The 19,934-nt window shown below is 56.0% G+C and carries 14 protein-coding genes and 1 pseudogene; 5 read left to right on the top strand and 10 right to left on the bottom strand.

Features of this window, described 5'->3' with window-relative positions; all coding sequences use genetic code 11:
- Positions 1-26 precede the first annotated feature (26 nt).
- Positions 27-206, top strand: a complete 180-nt coding sequence (gene rpsU / locus HNI00_RS07445; protein ID WP_058881784.1) for a 30S ribosomal protein S21 — start codon at positions 27-29, stop codon at positions 204-206.
- A gap of 264 nt (positions 207-470) precedes the next feature.
- Here rpsU and HNI00_RS07440 read toward each other — a convergent pair whose 3' ends face one another.
- The 3 genes from HNI00_RS07440 to HNI00_RS07430 all read right to left on the bottom strand — a co-directional run bounded on the left by HNI00_RS07440 (position 471) and on the right by HNI00_RS07430 (position 2,053).
- Complete coding sequence (locus HNI00_RS07440; RefSeq protein ID WP_068509875.1) at positions 471-812, bottom strand: hypothetical protein; 342 nt, start codon at positions 810-812, stop codon at positions 471-473.
- A 139-nt stretch (positions 813-951) separates the two neighbouring features.
- Positions 952-1,401, bottom strand: a complete 450-nt coding sequence (locus HNI00_RS07435; protein ID WP_316792072.1) for a hypothetical protein — start codon at positions 1,399-1,401, stop codon at positions 952-954.
- A 7-nt stretch (positions 1,402-1,408) separates the two neighbouring features.
- Positions 1,409-2,053, bottom strand: coding sequence for a hypothetical protein (locus HNI00_RS07430; protein ID WP_316792071.1), 645 nt, complete (start codon positions 2,051-2,053; stop codon positions 1,409-1,411).
- A gap of 355 nt (positions 2,054-2,408) precedes the next feature.
- On the opposite strand from HNI00_RS07430, the gene HNI00_RS07425 reads away from it, so the two are divergent.
- On the top strand, positions 2,409-4,103 hold the full coding sequence (locus HNI00_RS07425; protein WP_316792070.1) for an NAD(P)H-quinone oxidoreductase subunit 4: 1,695 nt from the start codon (positions 2,409-2,411) through the stop codon (positions 4,101-4,103).
- Between the two features lie 242 nt (positions 4,104-4,345).
- Here the strand turns inward: HNI00_RS07425 and gndA are convergent, their stop codons facing one another.
- Both gndA and HNI00_RS07415 read right to left on the bottom strand, forming a co-directional pair.
- A complete protein-coding gene (gene gndA, locus HNI00_RS07420) occupies positions 4,346-5,782 on the bottom strand; it encodes an NADP-dependent phosphogluconate dehydrogenase (RefSeq protein WP_316792069.1) in 1,437 nt (478 codons plus the stop codon).
- A gap of 179 nt (positions 5,783-5,961) precedes the next feature.
- Positions 5,962-7,899, bottom strand: a complete 1,938-nt coding sequence (locus HNI00_RS07415; RefSeq protein WP_316792068.1) for a CHASE4 domain-containing protein — start codon at positions 7,897-7,899, stop codon at positions 5,962-5,964.
- Between the two features lie 157 nt (positions 7,900-8,056).
- Between HNI00_RS07415 and HNI00_RS07410 the strand changes: the two genes are divergently transcribed.
- Together HNI00_RS07410 and HNI00_RS07405 are read left to right on the top strand one after the other, a co-directional pair.
- Positions 8,057-8,356 (top strand): small RNA NsiR4-regulated ssr1528 family protein, encoded by a 300-nt coding sequence (locus HNI00_RS07410; protein WP_316792067.1) that lies wholly within the window; start codon positions 8,057-8,059, stop codon positions 8,354-8,356.
- A 174-nt stretch (positions 8,357-8,530) separates the two neighbouring features.
- The gene (locus HNI00_RS07405) at positions 8,531-8,845 is read left to right on the top strand and encodes a TMEM14 family protein (protein ID WP_316792065.1); all 315 of its coding nucleotides are present in this window, start codon (positions 8,531-8,533) and stop codon (positions 8,843-8,845) included.
- Between the two features lie 41 nt (positions 8,846-8,886).
- On the opposite strand, the gene HNI00_RS07400 is transcribed toward HNI00_RS07405, so the two are convergent.
- The 3 genes from HNI00_RS07400 to HNI00_RS07390 form a co-directional block, all read right to left on the bottom strand.
- Positions 8,887-9,258 carry a phage holin family protein gene (locus HNI00_RS07400; protein ID WP_316792064.1) on the bottom strand — a complete coding sequence of 124 codons (372 nt, stop codon included), beginning with the start codon at positions 9,256-9,258 and terminating at the stop codon, positions 8,887-8,889.
- Between the two features lie 241 nt (positions 9,259-9,499).
- The gene (locus HNI00_RS07395; protein WP_316792063.1) at positions 9,500-10,030 is read right to left on the bottom strand and encodes a hypothetical protein; all 531 of its coding nucleotides are present in this window, start codon (positions 10,028-10,030) and stop codon (positions 9,500-9,502) included.
- A 232-nt stretch (positions 10,031-10,262) separates the two neighbouring features.
- On the bottom strand, positions 10,263-12,980 hold the full coding sequence (locus HNI00_RS07390; RefSeq protein ID WP_316792061.1) for a C45 family autoproteolytic acyltransferase/hydrolase: 2,718 nt from the start codon (positions 12,978-12,980) through the stop codon (positions 10,263-10,265).
- Between the two features lie 602 nt (positions 12,981-13,582).
- Here HNI00_RS07390 and HNI00_RS07385 point away from each other — a divergent pair.
- Entirely contained in the window at positions 13,583-15,067 is a 1,485-nt protein-coding gene (locus HNI00_RS07385; RefSeq protein ID WP_316792059.1) for a hypothetical protein, read from the top strand.
- A gap of 327 nt (positions 15,068-15,394) precedes the next feature.
- Here HNI00_RS07385 and HNI00_RS07380 read toward each other — a convergent pair.
- Together HNI00_RS07380 and HNI00_RS07375 are read right to left on the bottom strand one after the other, a co-directional pair.
- A pseudogene (locus HNI00_RS07380) lies at positions 15,395-17,521 on the bottom strand (bluetail domain-containing putative surface protein); the annotation flags it as partial.
- Between the two features lie 295 nt (positions 17,522-17,816).
- Positions 17,817-19,895 (bottom strand): choice-of-anchor Q domain-containing protein, encoded by a 2,079-nt coding sequence (locus HNI00_RS07375; RefSeq protein ID WP_316792055.1) that lies wholly within the window; start codon positions 19,893-19,895, stop codon positions 17,817-17,819.
- Positions 19,896-19,934 lie beyond the last annotated feature (39 nt).

The following is a 19,934-nucleotide window of genomic DNA, read 5'->3' as shown; positions in this document are numbered from 1 at the left end:
CTGCAATCAGTTAAGGAGTGTTTTGCATGACCCAGGTGGTCTTAGGAGAAAACGAAGGGATTGAGTCGGCACTGCGACGGTTCAAGCGTCAGGTTTCCAAGGCGGGGATCTTGGCCGATGTGAAGAGCCACCGTCACTTCGAGACTCCTCTGGAAAAGCGCAAGCGCAAGGCGATTATGGCTCGTCGGAAGCGCCGTTTCCGCTAGGTTTGGGCATCAGCTACGAGTTTAGTGTTAAGCCTCGATATGTCATTGCAGCAAGTCTTTGCATCGCAGGTTTAAGGCTGAGGCTTGGTTTGATACTTCATGTGTACGTGTGATGTACGCATGGCACATAAATTTTAAGCAGTGGGGTGAGAAAGCCAGTTTCTTGCCCCACTGCTGTTTTTGCTTGTTTTTGCCTGTTTTTTGCCTGTTTTTTCGCTGAGTTAGCGATGGCTGAACCTCGATTAGCCCCGAAAGACGGGAATTCTAAAACCGGACGCGCTCCTCGGTGAAGAGCTTGAAACCAGCGGCGATCGCCCCAAAAGACACCACAAAATGCCACAGGCTAGTGGGCAGCAAGTATGCACCCCCGCTGAAAAAGACCAGCAAAATACCCACGGCCAGCAGACCCCAGCCCAAACTCCCGGTTTGCCGAGGGAAAAAAATCAGCGAGGCCACACCGCCCATCAGACAGAGCAGCGAACCCGTCGCCGGAAGATTGCGCCAATAAAAGGCCAGGCTAGTTGCAAAAAACACGTTCTTGCCCAGGAAGTAGATTCCGCCTACTAAAAGCGCCAGCCCGATCAGCTTTACGATTAATCTGTCCATTTTCTGCCTGTCTGCCTCAGCGACTCGATATAGAGAGAAACAAATGCGAACCGCAGAAATCCGGATAGCTACTAGGCTGAAGAGTTTACTTTATACATGCACTACACATACATTGAGGTCTCAGCTTGGTTACTCTGGCCTACTTCAGCGTGACTGTGAATCGCACACCAGAAAGATTCCGAATCTCTTGCTGTTGGGCGTAGTCATGGATGAGTTGGCGAAACGTATCGATGTAGGAAAATGCAGCGATGAGCTGGGGCCAGCTAGGATTTTTAGGAAAATGGATGCCCAGCGCTTTGGCCGCGCTGCGACAGCCGTTATACGAACCGTAGCGTTGCAGCAGTTCCGCTTGAGTGAGTTGGGTTGGCACGGCCGCAGGCAAGGCGGGCGCTGGAGTCGCAGGGGCGATTCGCGAAGCGATCCCTGCGGGAATCGCCCGTTCTGGCTTGGGTAAATCAGTGGTGGCGATCGCCTCCAGTTCATCCACCGCAATCTGCGCCACAGAGTAAATCGCGGCGGCGTTGCGGAGTTCGGCCTGCTGGTTTTCCTTGAGCTGGTTCAGCAGTTGGTTGATGCGCTTCTTGCCCATTTATTGACTATTGACCATGATTCGCTCGTTGTATTGAAGCGATATCTGTATATAAGTGCGGATTCTCCCGCCGATCCTCCGCCTCCTCTTCTGGCGTAAGCTTTGGCTCCGCAGAAGGCAGCACAGGCTGTGGCGGCGTAGGTTCGATGCCCTGCTCCTCGCGCCACCAGTTCACAATACCGCGAACCGCATTCAGGAAATTCAAAAACCGCTGCGGCAGCGTCAAAAAGCTCCACTGCATCCGGTCTGCCGTTTCCACATCCGCCACCGCATCGAAGGCCGATGACAGCGTTTCCAGTCGGCTGCCCATCGCCATCAGTTCTTGCTCCATTCCTCGCAGCAGCTCTTGGCTCGAAGCGGCAAGCTGTTGTTTTTCCTGCGCCAGCTTCTGGATAGACACTTGCAGCTTGGCAACGTCTGCTCTGAGTTGCAGCGACGTTTGCTTATGCTCCTCGTTGCGGCGAAGCAGTTGCCCCCGGCTGCGGTTAGTAAAAACCAGGCACTCTCGCATTTCCAGGTAGGTGCGCTCTAGCTCTGCCCGCTGAAGTTGGGACACGTCTCTAGGGAAATCGGTCGCCGGGCGAAAGCGGTCGGGCGTGCGGCTGGCGGCCTGCTCGGACGAAATTTGGTGAGAAGGGTCAGAAAAAGCCATAGCTCGGAGGTTCACTATCTATCCTGATCTTGGTTCAGAATGCCCAGAACAGGGGACAACTGCACTGCTTTTACATAAAAGCTTCATGAAATAGGCTCTCTCTGCCTAAATTTCATCCCATTTGGGGCATTTGAGGACGATCTGGGGAATGTTTGGGTGAGGAATGTTTGGGTAAGGAATGTTTTGAGAGAGAAATTCCTCGATTCTGACAAAAACCCAGAGTTCTCTCTAAGGTTGACCCAAAATCTAATACTGATTCGCCTTGAAAAAATTGGTGTGTGCAAGTCAAAAAGTTTAGTAAAATAACTTTACAATACCAATAGGTATTTATTCTCATTACACTCGCTTCATCGCCATGACCGACTTTCCCTGGTTAACCTCCATCGTTCTGCTGCCCCTGGCGGCTGCGCTCCTGATTCCCCTGCTGCCGGACAAAGACGGCAGAATTGTCCGTTGGTACGCCCTCGCTGTGGGGTTGGCGGACTTTGTGCTGATGTGTTTCGCCTTCTGGACTCACTATGACCCCACTGTCGCAGACTTTCAGATGGTGGAAACCTTCGGGTGGATGTCGCAGCTTGGGCTAAGCTGGACGGTTTCGGTGGATGGCTTGTCGGTGCCGCTGGTGCTGCTGGCTGGCTTTGTGACCACGCTGTCGATGTTTGCCGCTTGGGGTGTGGATCGGCGACCGCGCCTGTTCTACGCGCTGATGCTGGTGCTATACGCGGCGCAGGTGGGCGTGTTTGTTGCTCAGGATCTCCTGCTGTTTTTCATCATGTGGGAGGTGGAGCTAATTCCCGTATACCTGCTGGTGTGCATCTGGGGCGGGCAAAACCGTCGCTACGCAGCGATGAAGTTTTTAATGTACACGGCGATCGCCTCTATCTTCATTCTAGTGGCCGGTCTGGCAATGGCTTTCTCCGGCGACACCACTACGTTTGACATTGCCGCCCTCCGCCTCAAGGACTTCTCCCTGCCAATGGAACTGCTGCTCTACGCAGGGCTGCTAATCTCCTTCGGCGTTAAGCTGGCCATCTTCCCGATGCACACCTGGCTCCCCGATGCTCACGGCGAAGCTTCCTCCCCAGTGTCGATGATTCTGGCAGGTGTGCTGCTGAAAATGGGTGGCTATGGGCTAATCCGTTTGAATATGGAGCTTCTGCCCAACGCTCACGTCTACTTTGCTCCGGTTCTGGCTATCCTTGGTGCAGTCAACATCGTCTACGGTGCGCTCAATTCCTTCGGGCAGACGAACATGAAACGTCGCCTCGCCTACTCCTCCATTTCCCACATGGGCTTTGTGCTGCTAGGCATCGCGTCCTTCACCGATATCGGCGTGAGCGGCGCAATGCTGCAAATGATTTCTCACGGGCTGATTGCCTCGATGCTGTTCTTCCTAGCTGGCGTAACCTACGACCGCACCCACACCATGATGATGGACAAGATGGGCGGCATCGGCCAGGTGATGCCTCGCGTATTTGCCCTATTCACGGCTGGCGCAATGGCCTCGCTGGCGCTGCCCGGAATGAGCGGATTTGCTGGAGAAATCGCCGTGTTCATGGGCATGACGACGAGCGATGTCTACGGTTCTACCTTCCGCACGGTCACGGTGTTTCTCTCCGCAGTTGGCCTAATCCTTACGCCAATCTATTTGCTGTCAATGCTGCGTCAGGTCTTCTTTGGCACGAGCGCTGAGCTAATGTGCGATGTAGTTCCGTCCTGTGACCTGGGCGATTTTGAAATGAAGCGTCAGGGCAATGAGGAAGCTGCCTGCTTTGGAACCAACTGCGTGTTGCCAGCAGATGCGAAATTTGAGGATGCTAAGCCGCGAGAATTGTTTATCGCCGTTTGCTTCTTAGCGCTGATTGTGGCGATCGGGCTATATCCCAAGCCTGCCATGCAGATGTATGATGCCAAGACTGTTGCCGTGAATGCTCAAATGCAAACGTCTTATCAGCAATTTGCGCTCACGCATTCCTCAACCTATGCAGGTGGATTGCTCAATGAGGTTGTTTCCAGCGCCAAAGCACCGGTCTTGGGTGTAGTGGAATAGCTACATGGTGGATTGCAATGGCGGACGGCAGGAGCTACGGACGACTGTTATCCTAGTCAAAGCTTCCAGAATTTTTGATGGTTCTGACTGCTGATAGTTCTGACTGCTGCCAGTCTGCTACGAATCTCTGAGTGCTGCGCTGCAAACCTCAAAATTTTTAGAACTAAAAAATTTTGAGAATTAAAAAACCGTCGCCTAGCAACCCAAGCGGCGGTTTCTTGCAGGAAAAGCGCTTCTAACCCTTAGCTGACGCTAGCCAGTGCGGGCGCTTCGGGGGCCCATTCGGTGTGGAACGTGCCTGCTTTGTCGATGCGCTGGTAGGTGTGCGCCCCAAAGTAGTCGCGCTGAGCCTGGGTGAGGTTTTGCGGCAGAGTAGCGCGGCGGTAGCTGTCGAAATAGTCCAACGAGGCGCTGAAGGCGGGCACCGGAATGCCAACCTTAGCAGCGGTCATAATAACTTCACGCCAGGCCGCCTGACGATCCAGAATGGTCTGCTTGAACTCTGGAGCCAGCAGCAGGTTCGGGAGAGCAGGGTTTTCGTCGTAGGCTTTCTTGATTTTGTTCAAGAAGCCAGCACGGATAATGCATCCCCCCTTCCAGATGCGAGCCAATTCGCCTAGGTTCAGGTTGTAGTTAAACTCTTGCGAAGCCTTGGCCAGCAGCGCCATGCCTTGGGCGTAGGAGCAAATCTTGGAACAGTAGAGCGCATCCCGCACCATGTTAATAAAAGTTTGCTGGTCGCCTTCATAGAGTCCGCTGGGCCCCGTCAGTTCCTTGGATGCTGCAACCCGCTCTTCTTTGATGGAGGAGATGATTCGGGCATTCACCGCTGCGATGATGGTGGGAATGCTGACACCTAGTTCTAGGGCGCTCATTACCGTCCAGCGACCCGTGCCTTTTTGCCCAGCCGCATCCAGGATGAAATCCACCAGGTGCTTGCCTGTGTCGGGGTCAATCTTCTGGAAGATGTCGGCGGTAATTTCGATCAGGAACGAGTTGAGTTCGTCGGTGGTGTTCCACTCGGCGAAGGCAGCGTGGAGTTGCTCGTTGGTCAGTCCGCCTGCATTTTTCAGCAGGTCGTAGGCTTCGGCAATGAGCTGCATATCGCCATATTCAATGCCGTTGTGAACCATCTTGACGTAGTGCCCAGAGCCGCCGGGGCCAATGTAGGTGACGCAGGGGCCGTCGTCTACTTGGGCGGCGATTTTGGTGACAATGGGTTCAATTTCGCGATAGGCAGCTTCGGTGCCACCGGGCATCAGGCTCGGCCCGTTGAGCGCGCCTTCTTCGCCACCGCTCACGCCCATGCCGATAAAGCGCAATCCGGTGGATTCCAAATCCTTGACGCGACGCTCGGTGTCTTCGTAGAGGGAGTTGCCGCCGTCGATGATCATGTCGCCGGGTTCAAGCAGGGGCTTGAGCTGTTCGATCACGGCATCAACAGGGGCACCAGCCTTGACCATGATCAGGATTTTGCGGGGGCGCTCCAGGGATTGCACAAACTCAGGCAGGGTGTAGGAGGCGACGAAGTTTTTCCCTGCGGCCCGCGTTCTCATAAATTCTTCTGTAACCGAACCAGTGCGGTTGTAGACCGCCATTGAATAGCCGTTGCGCTCGATGTTGAGTGCGAGGTTTTCGCCCATCACGGCCAAACCAATGAGACCAAAGCTCTGTGCCATAGATTCTGCCTACTTGCTTACTGCTGGACAACGCCGAACCAAATTCCAAAGCGCTTCACAGAGGACGAATGCAGGCAAAGCCCACACGACCCCAAGGCTTTATATAGATTTTTGGGACTGTCTGTTCCTTATCAGAGTAGACAAGTTTTTTAGAAAGGGCAGTTCATCAAAGATTTTCTTTATGCCTTAAACCGTTTGGTTGTCTGGGATACAGGAATTTGAATGATGAATTCGGTGTGGTGTCCTGGGGCAGAATTACAACGGAGGATGCCGTGGTGGGTTTCGACGATGATCTGGTAGCACATGGCAAGTCCGAGACCGGTGCCCTGGCCAACGGGCTTGGTGGTGAAGAAGGGATCGAACAGGCGGGGTTGGAGATCTTCGGGGATTGGGGGGCCGTTGTTGGAGATGCGGATTTGGATGTGTCCATCAGTGCTTCCCTCCTTACCCGCTTTGCCCCCTTTGCCCTCCTTGTTCTCCAGATATCGAGTTTGAATATGGATCAGGGGAGGGGAGGAATCTGCTAGGAATCCACTGGGAATTTGAGGGGTCTGAAGGGCATCTATGGCATTGTTGAGGATGTTCAGAACCACCTGGTTGATTTGGCTAGGGTAGCACTCTACAGGAGGCAGATCTCCGTAGTTGGTCGTGACTTGAATGACAGAGCCACGGGCAGAAGTCTGAAACCGATGCTGCAAGATCAGCAGCGTGCTATCGATGCCGTTGTGAATATCGACCCGTTTTAGTCCCTCCTCATCCATGCGGGAAAAGGTGCGGAGCGAGAGAACAATAATGCGGATGCGCTCGGCTCCTGCCCGCATGGAGTTGAAAATTCTGGGCAAATCAGCAGTGATAAAGGGGAGATCCATGCTGGCTTGCGCCTCTTGCACGGGTTGTGGGGGATCGGGAATATGCTGCTGATAGAGGTCGATTAGGTTGAGCAGAGCATGGGCATATTGGCGGGCGTGGGTGATGTTGCCGTAGATGAAGCCGATGGGGTTGTTGATTTCGTGGGCGATGCCTGCGACGAGTTGCCCTAAGCCGGACATCTTTTCGCTGTGGAGCAGTTGGGCTTGGGTTTTGCGAAGTTCCTGGAGGGTGCGTTCGAGTTCTTCGGCTTTTTCGCGGTAGCGCAGTTCCGACTGACGCAGAGCGGCTTCTTGCTGGAGGGCTTGCTGGATGCGATCGCGCTCTCGCAGGTATCGGAGCGATCGCTCTAGCAGCCGCCAGATGATGAATCCCGACACTGTGCTGGCCCCCAGCAGCGATAGTGCCAAATAGCGCAGGCTGAGCTGCATTTGCTGATACAACGGGCGGGGCGCGTCGATTCGAACCAGCATAACGGGACGGTTCTTGAGGTCACGAACCAAGCCGTAGGCGGCGATCGCCTTCGTGTTCAGCGGAGTAATCACGCTGGTTTGCCCGGACTGAAGCTGTTTGTAAGCGTCCGTGTGATCAGCATCGGGCAGGGCAGTGATAGGGTAGAACGACAGCGACAAACGGGTCGAGGCTGCTAATCGAGAAATTTTCTCTGCATCCAGAGTTTGCCCAAAAATAAAGGTGCCCGCCGCAGGCCCACTGCCATCGCTTCTAAGAATTGGACGACTTGCCAACAGAGTTACCTGACCAGAGATCAGTGCAATGCCTTGGGGGCTAGGCTGTTCCTCAGTGAACTGAAACAGAATGGGCAGCGCCTGGACGGCTTCCTGAAATTCCTTACCCCCTGGGATAATCTCCTCATTTTCATAGTCAAAGCTGGCAATGTACAGGAAAAGCTCTGCATCGAGGGCGATCGCCAGCCAGTCTGTCTGGGAAGAGGTAAACGTGACCGGCGTAATCGAGCCTTCTACGTAGCCAGGGTTATTTCCCTGAGCAAAGGCATAGGTATCATCCCAGGCTGCGTAGTCACTGGTCGCATTGCCGAGAGTTTCTAGCTGGTTTTGTAATGCCTGTTCGACTCGTAACAGATTTTCAATCAGGTTTCGAGTCTCAGTTTGTCGAGCGCTATTGATTAAAACAGCGGATGAGCTTGTAAACAGGAGCGCTGCGACACCCACCAACACAAGACCAAGGCTGATTAGAAGCCGCACACGAATGTCAAGAAAGCGTTGAAACACGAAGTAGAAAGTAGAGTCGCACGGAAACGATGAGGTGCTTAACCCCTAGTTGAGAGTACCCGATTTTCGAAGGAAGACCACGAGAATTGATAAGATGCTCCCTGTAAGCCAAATTTTCAACACTTTTGTTCAATCCTTTTGGAGGACTGTTCACCCCATGAGTACAGATTCTCAACCTTCCCCCACAGCGGGGGCGGATGCAGTGGATGAGGCGATCGCCCGTGGCATTGATTTTGACGGGTCGCCCATTCCCCAAGCCAAATTAGACCTCTACAGTCGGGTGATGGGACTGGAGGCGGGTCGGCAGCGCAGCGGCGTAAGCAACACCATGCGATCGCGCATTGTCCGCATCGGCGCGAAGCACATTCCTCAGGAAGAGCTAAATCAGATGTTGATTGCGGCGGACTTTGCCCCGCTCAAGGATAAGGAAATTGCCTTCTTCTACGGCGGCAAATAGTCGTCCATCGTAGTGGTAAATCGTAATAAACAAGCGTTACAGAGCGCAGGGATTTGTCACCAAACGCTGTAATACTGTTAAGCAGGCAGTAAGCAGTTGGAGATCGAGCTGGGGAGCGTGCGATCGCCAGTTGCTTATTGCTCGCCAGAGTTTTTTTAGAGATGAATTTTCCCAATGGTGCTTACTCCTAGCGCAATTGCGGCGATCGCCTATGGCTTACTGGCGCTGGTCGGCGGCATCATTGGCTATCGGCAGGCGGGCAGCCAGGCCTCGCTCATCTCCGGCGGCATCAGCGGTGTGCTGCTCCTTTTGTCAGGCATCTTGCAAGCAGCGGGCATACCCTGGGCGCGGGGGCTGGCCGCGCTGATCACTGGGGCACTGGTGGTCGTTTTTATTATGCGCTGGATTAAAACCCGAAAGCCAATGCCAGCCCTGCTGATGATCGTGGCAGGACTGGCATCGCTGTTTGTAATGGGCTTTATCTTGTGATGGGCTTTATCGCGTCGTGAAACCGACTGAACCGGGATAACCTACACCGCACCCGCAGGCAGTAGACCTGTTGCCGATAGGATAGCGTTCAAAATCGAGCTAACGATGGCCAGGGCGATCGCCCCCACAATGGCGCTGAGGATGCCCCAGCGGAGGCGAAAGCCCTGAGTCAGCAGGGCCGCCAGACCAAACACAATGACCGAACCCAGCAGCGGCACAATGCCCAGGGTAAACAGCCAGGAGGCCGTGCGAACAAACTGCGGAAAGGCGTACCAAATGCCATTTAGCACCCCAATAATGGCACCCGCAAACAGGGCCGCACCGGGATTGTCGATGTCAATTCCCAGAGGCAGTTTAGAAATAATCAGCAGGCTAATTGCCAGCACCAAAATCGAAATTAAAAGTCCAATCATAGCCACTCCTCCAAAGTTAACTACTTAAAAATCAATCAGAGAGATCAAACAAAGAGAGCAAACAACAGGTTAGGACGATTCATGCAATCAACGTTCAAACGATCTAGCCCGGTTAAAAGGGAGCAGTCTTTCTATTCTTAAGTCCCTATAGCACTGCGAAAAGAACCGTTTTTTCCAGTTGAAACCGTCAGACCTTTGCACTGATGATTAGCACCAAAATTAACGGTGAACCAAGGCTAAACTACGGTGTCAAGGCATCTTCGAGCTTGCGGAGAACCGAGGCTTCGGCTTCGCTGATCTTCTCGCCGCCAATCCCCAGAAAGCCGCCTTCTTTCACAGCTTCGGCGACCTTAGTGGCGATCGCCAATAGCCAGCCCTTATACTCATTGGCCTGCACCCCCGTCACCTTCGCCGCCAGCACCGACTTGAGTTTATCAAAATGGGCGATCGCCGCATTTCGTCCTTCGGATGCGTTTTTCAAATCACGAATATAGCGGAGAATTTGAAACTCCTTCTTGAGCAGCAGTGAATCAGCCGGAGCGCCATCCGCTAGGTCAACTTCGTTCAGCGCTGAGACGACTGAATTGACCAACCCATCGGGCGGGAGATCTTGACGCTGTTGCTCAGCCGCCAGAATCTTGACACCCGCCTGCACCTCTTTCATAAAAGAGACGGGATCGGTCTTGTCGGCCAGCGTCAGCGCAATAATTGCCTGCATAGGCGCTTGCGTTAAAACTGCCCACTCCTCTTCTGAAAAATATTGTTGCACCATAACTGTTTCCTCAATCGTTTCCTCGAGTTGCGCCCCAGAAAACCGCTTTGTAAAACAACCCGTTTTCTGAGAACCGATCCAACCACGCCGGAAGGAGCTTTCAAAAAATCTCAGTAATTCCCGTATGCATTACAGCAGGATACTGGAAAACCCCGCTTTTTGTGTAGGTTTCCTGCGTACATTCGCGGTTGCAATTTCTTAGGCAGCGCAAAGCCGCCTGCAAGGCTTTCGTCTACGGGATGCTCGGTGCGTTGCAACCCGCCGCGTTGGGGAACCCCAGCAGTTGCCCAACGGCAAAACAGCGAAACGGATTTTGGGGCACAGGCGGATCGCCTGCCGCGATCCACACCTTGAGCCGCATCGGGTCATAAATTGCCTGTCGCAACGCGCCATTGCCGCCAGGACTGGCATCGTCGTCAAACACATCAAACGGGCTGGCTTCCATCGTGATGGGATGAGTGCGATCGCGCAAAATTTCTGCCACCACCGTCGGGTCGATTTCGCCATAGCGAGAACTGATGCCATCTGGCTCCAAAAGCTGCCCCAAGCGCCGAAACCGGAGATCACTCGAAAGGTCAATTGGCAGCGGCTGGCGCTCAAACATCTCCGGCAGGACAAAATGATTGGTCGCGTAAAGCACGCCGTTGTCCTGGAGGGGACGCACGCCCAAGTGCCGCCCTGTAAACTCGAACACGCCTGCTTCCCGCGACTTGCCATCGGTAATCATGATGATGTTGCCCCGCACACGAGGCTGCGTTTCCATGAGGCTGCGGGCTTCGGCAAAGCTAGTGGCCGTTTTCAAGATTTGCCCCATGATTTGCACGTTACTGCGCCCTTCCCGCGACAGTTCGGTGATATCCGCCGCGTGGGCCGTATCCAGTCCCAGCGAAATGCCTGCCACATTCACCCCAGAGTTTGGCCAGATTACACCGGGATAGGTGACAAACACATGGGGCAGGCCGTCAAGAGGCTGCCGGATAAACAGGATGGGGTTGTAGACGACGTAATCGACGGGTTTTTCATTGTTATCGACGCTGCTGCCGTGGTAGAGATGTCCGTCTTTTGTTGCGGCGTTGGTGGCCACGAACTGGTTACAGCCTTCCCAAAACAGCTCTCGCGGCAGTGTGTAGCCGAGAATTTCCTGAAACACGTCCGCATAGGACATCATCATGCAAACGTCCATGTCAATGCCGATATCGCTGGCCGCATCGGCCATGCCCCGGCATTCTTCTAGTAGCTCTGGGAAGGCTCGGTTTTTGGCCAGTTGCCCCAGTCCCAGCCCTACGCCCGCCAGCCGAGCGAGCCGCAGCGGCCGCTCCCCAATGCTGGCGATTTCATCATGCAGTAGGGTGCCGTGCTGATAGCCCATGTCGTAGGGGGTTCCTGCCAGCCAAACGATTTTGATTAAGCCGCGCTCTTCCCGATGGGCGGGGATGGGCTGCCAGTTGGCGGGCAAGAATTCAGCAACTTTTTCGGGGGCGATCGCCACTTCGGGCACGGGTGATCTTGGGGTTGCCACATTGCAATCGCAGATGGTTTCGGCGGCAGAGGCTTGCAGGTTTAGCAGCCACGATTCAAAGGCGATCGCCCCGTCGGCCGTTGAAGGAGCGCGATTGACCAACTGCCCCAAGCGAATTAGCCGCGACCCGTTTAGCACAATTTGCGAGGTCGGATAGCGTTGCAACAGTTCCAGCAGGGTGAACTGCCCGTCGCCCGCCGCAGACAGCACCAGCGTAGACCGCAGCGCCTGGATATTTGCGCGATTGGATGGGGTTTGAATCACCTCGCCAATCTTAAATAGCGCATATTCTCCCAATATAGAATTCAGGTCTTCATCTAAGTTAATGGCGTTGGCTTTAATGGAGTCGTTCAAAGCCTCCCGAAACTGATCAGGCGCAATTTTGGCAACCCGCAGCATCGATCGCCATCCGGGTGAAAGGTAGCCCGTTTCGGCAAAGGTGGTCAGTTCGCCAATGCTGATAGACGGGCGCAGCGGCCCCAGGGCAATCACCAGTCGCCGATTGGCAAAGTCTGGCAGCGGGGGCACAGCCTGAGCGCTGGCGGTCTGTTTTGGGCTGGCGGTCTGTTTTGGGCTGGCGCTGGGGTCGGCAAGAATGCCTGTGTTTGCAATCAGGCGATTTTTTTCGCTGGCAATCGCCCCAGTGAGGGCAGTGGTTTGGAAAGACGACTCGATGGGGGGCGAGTGCATGGCAGGGGCGATCGCCGCAGCCGCCTCAGTCCACCCAGCCGCAGCCGTTTGAGCCTGATCACCGGACTGGACGTTGAGACGAGTGGCTTCAGGCGTTGCAGCGCAGTCGCACACCAACTCCGGCAGCAGCGTTTGCACCGTCCGCAGCACGGGCAGCAGCCGATTCACCACCAGTTCCACATCCGTGTAGGCTTGCTCCAGTCGTCCCACTTCCAGCCGCACGGCGGGTTGGGGATACTGTTGCAGCAGTTCCAGCACAGAAAACGTGCCGTCATCTCGGAGGGCGCGGCGAAGGGCCGTTTCCACCTCGTCGAGCCGCTCACTGCCGAGGGGATCGCCCACCGTTTTATTGATCTGGAGAAAGATAAATTGGCGCTCTGGCAGCGCATCCAGATTGGGGAGGGCGATCGCCTGCGTCAGCCAGTGGTGCATTTCGTCTGGCTCGATTTCTGCGGCAGTCAACAATGCCTGGGTTGGTTCTGAAAGGGTTTTCTGCGCTGCAAAGGTCGCCAGTTCGGCATAGGGAACCGAGAGCCGCTGATCCCGAAACTGGAGAATCACCGTTTGGGCAGCACTGACGCGATGCGCCATCATCAGGTTGAGCAGCAGGCTCAGCAGCAGCCCCAAGCCCAGTCCTACGCCTAATTTCACAGAAGGCCGATGCGATATCCGCCGCAGTGGAAAGAACCGGGCGATCGCCCAATTTCGCAACTCTCGAACACCCCGAAAGCCCTGTCCCATAGGTTTCTCAATCAGCTTAATTAGGAATTTAAATCCAACAGGACTTATGCACTTGCGATCAGTTTTCTCGGTTTTGGATGATTTCTCGCGGGTTGCGCCCGCGAGAAATCGTCGTAACTGCGTAAGTCCTATTACAAGTCTTTGAACCCGAAATTTGCAACCTGAGTTAGCCGCTTCTCAACAAATTCCTCAACCGAAATTTTCAGCCTAAATTTCCAAATTGAAGGCTCAAAACGAGCCAGCCCCACGAGAACAAATGCCCTCAGAGTCGCTCGTCAAAACACCCGTAGTGTAGATGAAATTGGCGGTAAAGTATCGAGCGTATCTAGCAAAGATATGTATCACCTTGTAAAATTCTGCGAAACAGTGATGCTCGAAAGCACTGACCGGAAAAAGGCGCAAGACGGCTGATCGCCAACTATTTCTATCGCAAGGTTGAGCGATTCCTTTCGATATTTCCTGACCCCAGGTGTATTTATTTCACGATTCATGATGTGGTTTATTGCCATTAGGTTGCCACTGGTTTACGTGCTAGTGCGCCTTTATTTTGGTAGTGCTGCGATCGCATCCGGTGTTGAGGAAATCTTTTGAGGAGTGAGTCCATGAAATCCGATTTGCAATCTACCCGCCAATGGCAGCGCCTCTTGCTGTCGGGCAGCGTGTTGGTGTCTGCGGTTATTGTTGGGGGACAGGCGGCCGTTGCTTCAGAAGCTATCGTTGCAGAAGCAATCGTTGCAGAAGCTATCGTTGCAGAATCAACTGCCGCAGAATCAACGACCAAATCTGGCATTCGGGCGATCGCCCCTGATCCAGCCGCCTCAGTTCGCAGCACGATTCCCCCGCTTTCACCGATTCGCTCGCTGAATGTCGAACCTTTGCTCGTCGAACCCCTGGAATCTGTCGAGGTGGCTCCCGAAGCAGCCGTTGCTCCCGAACCTGGCGTGGTTGTCCCAGACGCAGAGCCGGACGCTGAAAGCACTACAGGGCTAGCTGCAACACCCAGCATCGAGAGCGCTGAGGTTGGGTCTGCTGAAGTCGAAGCCGCTGAAATCGAGATGCCGATGGGCACGGCCGCAGATCTAGAGCCAATGCCGACCAATCCGGCGATCGCCAATACCGATGCAGAGCTTGATCCAGACCTATCTAATCCCGGCTTCTCAGTTCCTACCCCCATCGAAATTGCTCAAACGGGCCCCCGCGAAGTCCGCTATGTGTTCAGCTACATCGGCATAGGGGTCAACCTGGGCATTGCAGGCGATGCCGCCATCGGCGACACCAGCTTTGCCGTCCTCAGCAAAATTGCCCTCAATCCCTACCTCTCCCTGCGTCCCAGCCTGCTGATCGAAGACGATGTGAGCGTCCTCGTTCCTGTGACCTACGACTTTGGCATTGCCGGGCCAGGCGCGGGCATTGCGCCCTTTGCGGGTCTGGGCCTCACGTTTTCTACAGGCGATGACAACAACGTGGACTTCTTGCTAACGGGCGGGCTAGATTTTCCGATCAATAGTTCGCTGGTGGCGACGGCATCAGCCAACCTCGCGCCCTTCGGCGATGAAGTAGACTTTGGTATCCTGCTGGGCCTGGGCTACACCTTTAGCGCTCGTCGGGCGGTGGTGCGTCGTCCCACGATTGCCGATGTGCAGGATGCAGTCGGCGGCACGGCTGATGCGCTCGGCCGCAGATCCCGCATCAACCCCAGTTTCATTGGCGCTGGGGCGAACCTGGGCATCGGCGGCGACTCTGCGCTGGGCAACACCAGCTTCGCCATCCTGAGCAAGTTTGCCCTAGGCCGCACGCTGTCGATTCGCCCAGGACTGCTGATCGAGGACGACGTAGAAGTGTTGCTGCCTGTTACCTTTGACCTAGAGCCAATTCGGACGGGATACGCAACGCTGGCTCCCTACGTTGGGGCAGGGCTTGCCTTCTCCTTTGGCGACGACAGCGAGGTAGACCTGCTGGTGACGGGCGGGTTCGATATCCCCCTCACGTCTTCTCTGGCACTGACAACGGGCATCAACGTTGGGCTGTTTGACAGCTTCGACGTGGGCGCAACGCTGGGCCTGGTCTACACCTTCTCGCCTTACTAAACCTTCTCGCCCTACTCAGAAGCGCTGCCACCAAACGTCTGGCAATCTAGCAACATCGAACGTTTACCTAGGAGGGTGTTTGAAAAGGTATCGCCTGTAATGTTAAGCACTCAGAGATCCCCCCTAGCCTCCCCTTAAAAAGGGGGGAAACCGCCTTAAAGTCCCCCTTTTTAAGGGGGATTTAGGGAGATCTGCACGCTTTGCTACAAACAGTAGGACTTTCCAAACACCCGCTAACAAAGCGCTGCGCGAGGAGTTGCCATCGCGCAGCGTTTTAGTCGTTTTAGTGTCGTTTTAGTAAAGGTCTCGCGATGACTCAAGCCGGGATCAGGCAAAGTAGGTGGCAACGGGCAGTGCGCCCAGGGTGGCGTGGCCTTCTGCGAGGGTTGCGGTCGTGAGGTTGACTACGAGGTCATCCTTGGCGCTAAAGCTGGCGGTGCCGTTGTTGGCGGCCAGGTATAGCTCTCGCTTCCACCGAAACATCACCGCTTCGTTTGCCCTGAGCGCCTGACGGCCGCCTCGCTTCTGATTTTTGTCGGCGTAGGCCAGCTTGACGGCATCTTCCAGGGTCTTCGCCTTGAGGCTGCCTGCATTAAACAGCGCTTTGGGGCGGTTCAGCGTGGTCAGGTTGTTGTCAAAGTCGAACACGAGGCGATCGCCCTCCAGCACATTAAAATCCAAAATGCGATCAGGCGCAGTGACCAGCGATTGCCTGAGCGCCTTGCCCTGTCGTCCTGCGCTGTAGACAAACCAGTCTGCTCCCGCGCCGCCGACCAGCGTATCGCCGCCTGCCCTACCCAGCAGGATGTCATTGCCGCCTTCGCCCCGCAACACATCCGCGCCCGCAGTGCCCAGCAGGATGTCGTCTGCCGCCGTGCCCGTGATTTCGGTGGGCGGGTTGACCGCTGTGCCCGTTGCGCCAAACTCCACTGCCCCAATGTCGATTTTGCTATCGCGGGTGCGGCCCAGCTTGTCTGTCGTGGGTGCGCCGGAGCTAACGCCTGCATTAATCGCAGCGCTGCCCTCCAGAAGCGGATGAAACAGCAGAAAACCGTCACTCATCTGCTGCAAGCCGCCCAGTTTCGGATCGGCAATGCGAATGCCAGAAAACACCAGATTGCTGCTGTTTGCACCGCCCGCAAAGGTGGAAAATTGCAGGTTGCCGCCGCCGTTAGCAAACGTGCCGCTGCTCTGCTGCTGGATATTCCAGGTGTTGCCGCCGTTGGCTGCGGTGTTGTTGAAAAAGACGGTGTTTCGTAACGTCGCAGTGCTGCCACCTGCCACCGAAACGCCGCCACCGACCCAGCCTGCGGTATTGAGGGCGATCGTGGTGTTGACAATCGTAGCGTTGTTGTAGAGCGCCATGCCACCGCCCACATTGCTCGGTCCGCGGCCAGTGACCGAGTTTCCAGAAAAGGTGCTGTTGGTAATCGTAGCAGGAGCCTTCATCGTCCAGATGCCGCCGCCCTGGCCTGTGGCGCTGTTGCCGACAAACGCCGTGTTGCTAATGGTCAGCCCCCGGTTCAGGTCGTTGCTCATGACCACGAATGCGCCGCCGTTGCCCCCGTTGCCCTGGGGCAGTGCCGTCACCGCGTTATCTTTGAACAAACTGCCCGTAATGGTGACGCTATCTTGCTTGCCCGTGTAGAGGTAGGCTGCACCACCTTCGCCCTTGCCCTTGTTGCCCTCAAACACGCTGTTGACAATGCGGATAAAGCCGGACGCTTCGCTGGTGGAACTGGCGCGGTCGGTGTAGATTGCGCCGCCAAAGCCCCGCAAAAACGGGTTGGGCTTGCCTGTGTCGTAAAAAGCAGCCGTCGTGCTGTTGTTGAGGAACTTGGAATTTTCGATGGTGAGCTTACCGTTGAGGCTGTTGATCGCGCCACCGTTGATGCCCTGGTTGTTGACAAACTCGCTGTTTCTTACCGTCAGCGGGCCGGGGCCCCAAAAGGCGATCGCCCCTGCCCCCCGTTCGTCATTGCCCGCTGTGGCCTTGTTGCCCGTGAACTTGCTGCCTGTCACCGTCAGCGAGCCTTCAAAGGCGCTGAACACTGCGCCGCCGCCCTTGTTGGCGACGTTGTTGGTAAAGACGACGTTTTCCAGCGTCAGCCTGCCCTGGTGTTCCGTGGCGATCGCCCCGCCGCGCTCGGTGGTGAAGCCGTTGGTCAGCGTCAGATTTTTCACCGACAAACTGGTAGGCTGCACCGAGGTCGATTGCAGGTTAAAAATGCGCGACTTGTTGTTGCCGCTAATTTTTAGCCCCGGCGCAGTGCTGCCGTCGATGGTTAGATTTTTGCCAGCGGGAATACTGATCTGGCCGCTGGTGAGGGTAATGGTTTGCCCGGCCAGGCTGCTGGCAAAGCGAATCGTGCTGCCGCTGGTGGCTTGGGCGATCGCCGCCCGCAATGATCCAGCACCGCTGTCGGCGGTCGTCGTCACCGTAATGATCGTGGACATGAGTGTTCCCTATCTGATGGTTAGCTGTAGGAAATGCAGGAGAAATGCACAGGAAATGCACAAGAAATGCACAAGAAATGCACAGAAAATAAAGCGACTATCAACACGTCAGCAATCAAGTCACAGAACGTGCGATCAAACGCTTGCCGGAGAGACTAGTAGATGCACACGGAACAAAAGCAACCGAGTCGAGGAAACACAAAACCGACTGAAGTCGCATGACCCTGATCGACTTTCCGGGAACGCCACAATTCCTTCAGGAAACATTCCAACAGGTTCATGATTTTTTCACCTAAGTGAAAACTGTCTGCACGGGCAGCACGCCCGCCCGCTGCTGGCGCGGCGACAGCGCAATCCCCGTCACGTCAATCACGCCATCCTGGGCCGCACCAAAGCCAGCACCCTCTGCGTTGATCGAGAGCAGCGTGCGACTGCCCCAGGAAAACAGCACCGCTTCGCCAATCGCTAGGGCTTGCTTGCCTGCCTGCTGCTGGTTTTTGTCGGCGTAGGCAGCGGCGATCGCCCCCCTCAGGGTGCTGCCCTGCACGGTTCCCGCATGGAACAAACCCTTGGGCAACACCGATTCGCCGTTGACTTCGATCAGGAGGCGATCGCCCTCAGCAAGGTTGAAATCCGTAATCCGATCCAGGCTCGACAGCCGCGAGTGAGCCAGAGCCGATTTCAGCGTTGCGCCAACGTAGACAAACGTATCCGCCCCTGCGCCGCCCGTCAGCGTGTCGCTGCCCGCGCCGCCCCACAGCAGATCGTTGCCACCATTGCCCAACAGCGTGTCGCCACCCGTGCTGCCCACCAGCCAGTCATCCCCAGCACTGCCTTCCCACCGCAGCCCCCGACCAAACTCGACCGCGCCGACATCAGGCTGGGCATCCCGGCTCTGCCCCCGCTGGTCTAGCCGAGGTGCGCCTGCGCCCGTTCCTGTGTTGATGGCGGGGCTGCCGACTAGCAGCGCGTGGGTCTGCCCCAATCCGCCGTTTGCCTGGAGTGGATCGAGCTTCGGGTCGATGATGCGAGAGTTGGCCACGACGCGCGGATCGTCTTTACTTTGCAGCCCCGGAAATTCGATATTGCCGCCGCCATCAATGAGCGGTCTGCGCGTCTGAACGCGAGTCTTCCAGGGATTGCTGGCAGTATTGAACGCAACGATGGAGTTTTTGAGCGTAATTGACTGGTCGCCCATCCAAAACGCGCCACCCTGGAATCCGGCGTGATTGTAGGCAACGGTGACATTGGTCAGCGTTGCGGCAGACGTGGTGCGGTTGCCAAAGGTGATTGCACCGCCCAGCCCGCCGCCCTTGCCATCGTCGGCCCGATTGCCCGAAAACGTCGTGTTCACGATAGTAGTCGGCGACGATTCGCCGATCCACAGTCCGCCGCCCTGCCCCTGAGCCGTGTTGTTGGCCAGCGTGCTGTTTCGCAGGGTCAGTTCGGCGTTGCCGTGGCGCAGCCCGCCGCCCAGCGCCTCACCGTCAGCGCCGCGAATCACAGTATTGCCGACGATCGCACAGTTTTCAATCAGCACCTTGTCGGGCGGATAGGCAAAGAGAAACAGCCCGCCGCCCTGGGCCGCACCGCGATTATTTTCAAAGCGGCTGTTGCGGAGGGTGATTTGGCCGCCAATGGGGCCATAGCTGCTGTTGGGGCCCGATGCATTGGCTCCGTCGGTGTAGATTGCGCCGCCGTAGCCGCTCACCCCCCGTTGAGACGCGCCTGGTGTAGAGTCATTGCCACGAAAGATCGAGTTCTCAACCGTTAGCTCACCCAGCAGGCTATTGATCGCGCCGCCGTTGATGCCGCGATTGCGGAGGAATCGGCTATTGCGGACGGTCAGCACGCCGCCGCTCTTGGTGCCGATCGCCCCTCCGCCTCGTTCGTTTTGGGCGAGCGTGCCGTCATTGGCAATGAACGTGCTGCCCTGCACGAGTGTCCGCCCGCGAAATCCGGTGTAGATTGCCCCACCAAACCCAGCCGCGTTTTCCTGGAAACGGCACCGGATCACCGTTAGCTCGCTGCTGTTTCCGGTCAAGATTGCGCCGCCGCCGCCCGACTGTTCGGTATTGCCCGTGGCCCGCCCGTGTCTTAGGGTCAGCTCCCGCAGGGTCACTTTGGCGTTGTCCCCAACTTGCAGAATGCGGCTGCTGCGGTTGCCGCTGAGGGTGATGCCGGGGGCGGCCGAGCCGTCTATCGTAATTGAGCGGTTGAGGGTGAGTTGGCCACTGGTCAGGGTGATGGTCTTTCCCTGGAGGCTGGCGGCAAAGCGGATGGTGGCTCCGTTGGCGGCCTGGGCGATCGCCGCCCGCAAAGATCCCGCGCCGCTGTCAGCGGTCGTTGTCACCGTGATGATCGTAGACATGAATGTTTCCTTTCTGATGGTTAGCTGGAAAGGGTGCAA

This window comes from Thermoleptolyngbya oregonensis NK1-22, assembly GCF_032705245.1.
Taxonomy (GTDB): Bacteria; Cyanobacteriota; Cyanobacteriia; order Elainellales; family Elainellaceae; genus Thermoleptolyngbya; species Thermoleptolyngbya sichuanensis.
This window is presented reverse-complemented; position numbering and strand designations above follow the sequence as displayed.

Coding starts and splice junctions, on each gene's coding strand:
- rpsU (WP_058881784.1), top strand. CDS start 27: ATGACCCAGGTGGTCTTAGGAGAAAACGAAGGGATTGAGTCGGCACTG.
- HNI00_RS07440 (WP_068509875.1), bottom strand. CDS start 812: ATGGACAGATTAATCGTAAAGCTGATCGGGCTGGCGCTTTTAGTAGGC.
- HNI00_RS07435 (WP_316792072.1), bottom strand. CDS start 1,401: ATGGGCAAGAAGCGCATCAACCAACTGCTGAACCAGCTCAAGGAAAAC.
- HNI00_RS07430 (WP_316792071.1), bottom strand. CDS start 2,053: ATGGCTTTTTCTGACCCTTCTCACCAAATTTCGTCCGAGCAGGCCGCC.
- HNI00_RS07425 (WP_316792070.1), top strand. CDS start 2,409: ATGACCGACTTTCCCTGGTTAACCTCCATCGTTCTGCTGCCCCTGGCG.
- gndA (WP_316792069.1), bottom strand. CDS start 5,782: ATGGCACAGAGCTTTGGTCTCATTGGTTTGGCCGTGATGGGCGAAAAC.
- HNI00_RS07410 (WP_316792067.1), top strand. CDS start 8,057: ATGAGTACAGATTCTCAACCTTCCCCCACAGCGGGGGCGGATGCAGTG.
- HNI00_RS07405 (WP_316792065.1), top strand. CDS start 8,531: ATGGTGCTTACTCCTAGCGCAATTGCGGCGATCGCCTATGGCTTACTG.
- HNI00_RS07400 (WP_316792064.1), bottom strand. CDS start 9,258: ATGATTGGACTTTTAATTTCGATTTTGGTGCTGGCAATTAGCCTGCTG.
- HNI00_RS07395 (WP_316792063.1), bottom strand. CDS start 10,030: ATGGTGCAACAATATTTTTCAGAAGAGGAGTGGGCAGTTTTAACGCAA.
- HNI00_RS07390 (WP_316792061.1), bottom strand. CDS start 12,980: ATGGGACAGGGCTTTCGGGGTGTTCGAGAGTTGCGAAATTGGGCGATC.
- HNI00_RS07385 (WP_316792059.1), top strand. CDS start 13,583: ATGAAATCCGATTTGCAATCTACCCGCCAATGGCAGCGCCTCTTGCTG.
- HNI00_RS07375 (WP_316792055.1), bottom strand. CDS start 19,895: ATGTCTACGATCATCACGGTGACAACGACCGCTGACAGCGGCGCGGGA.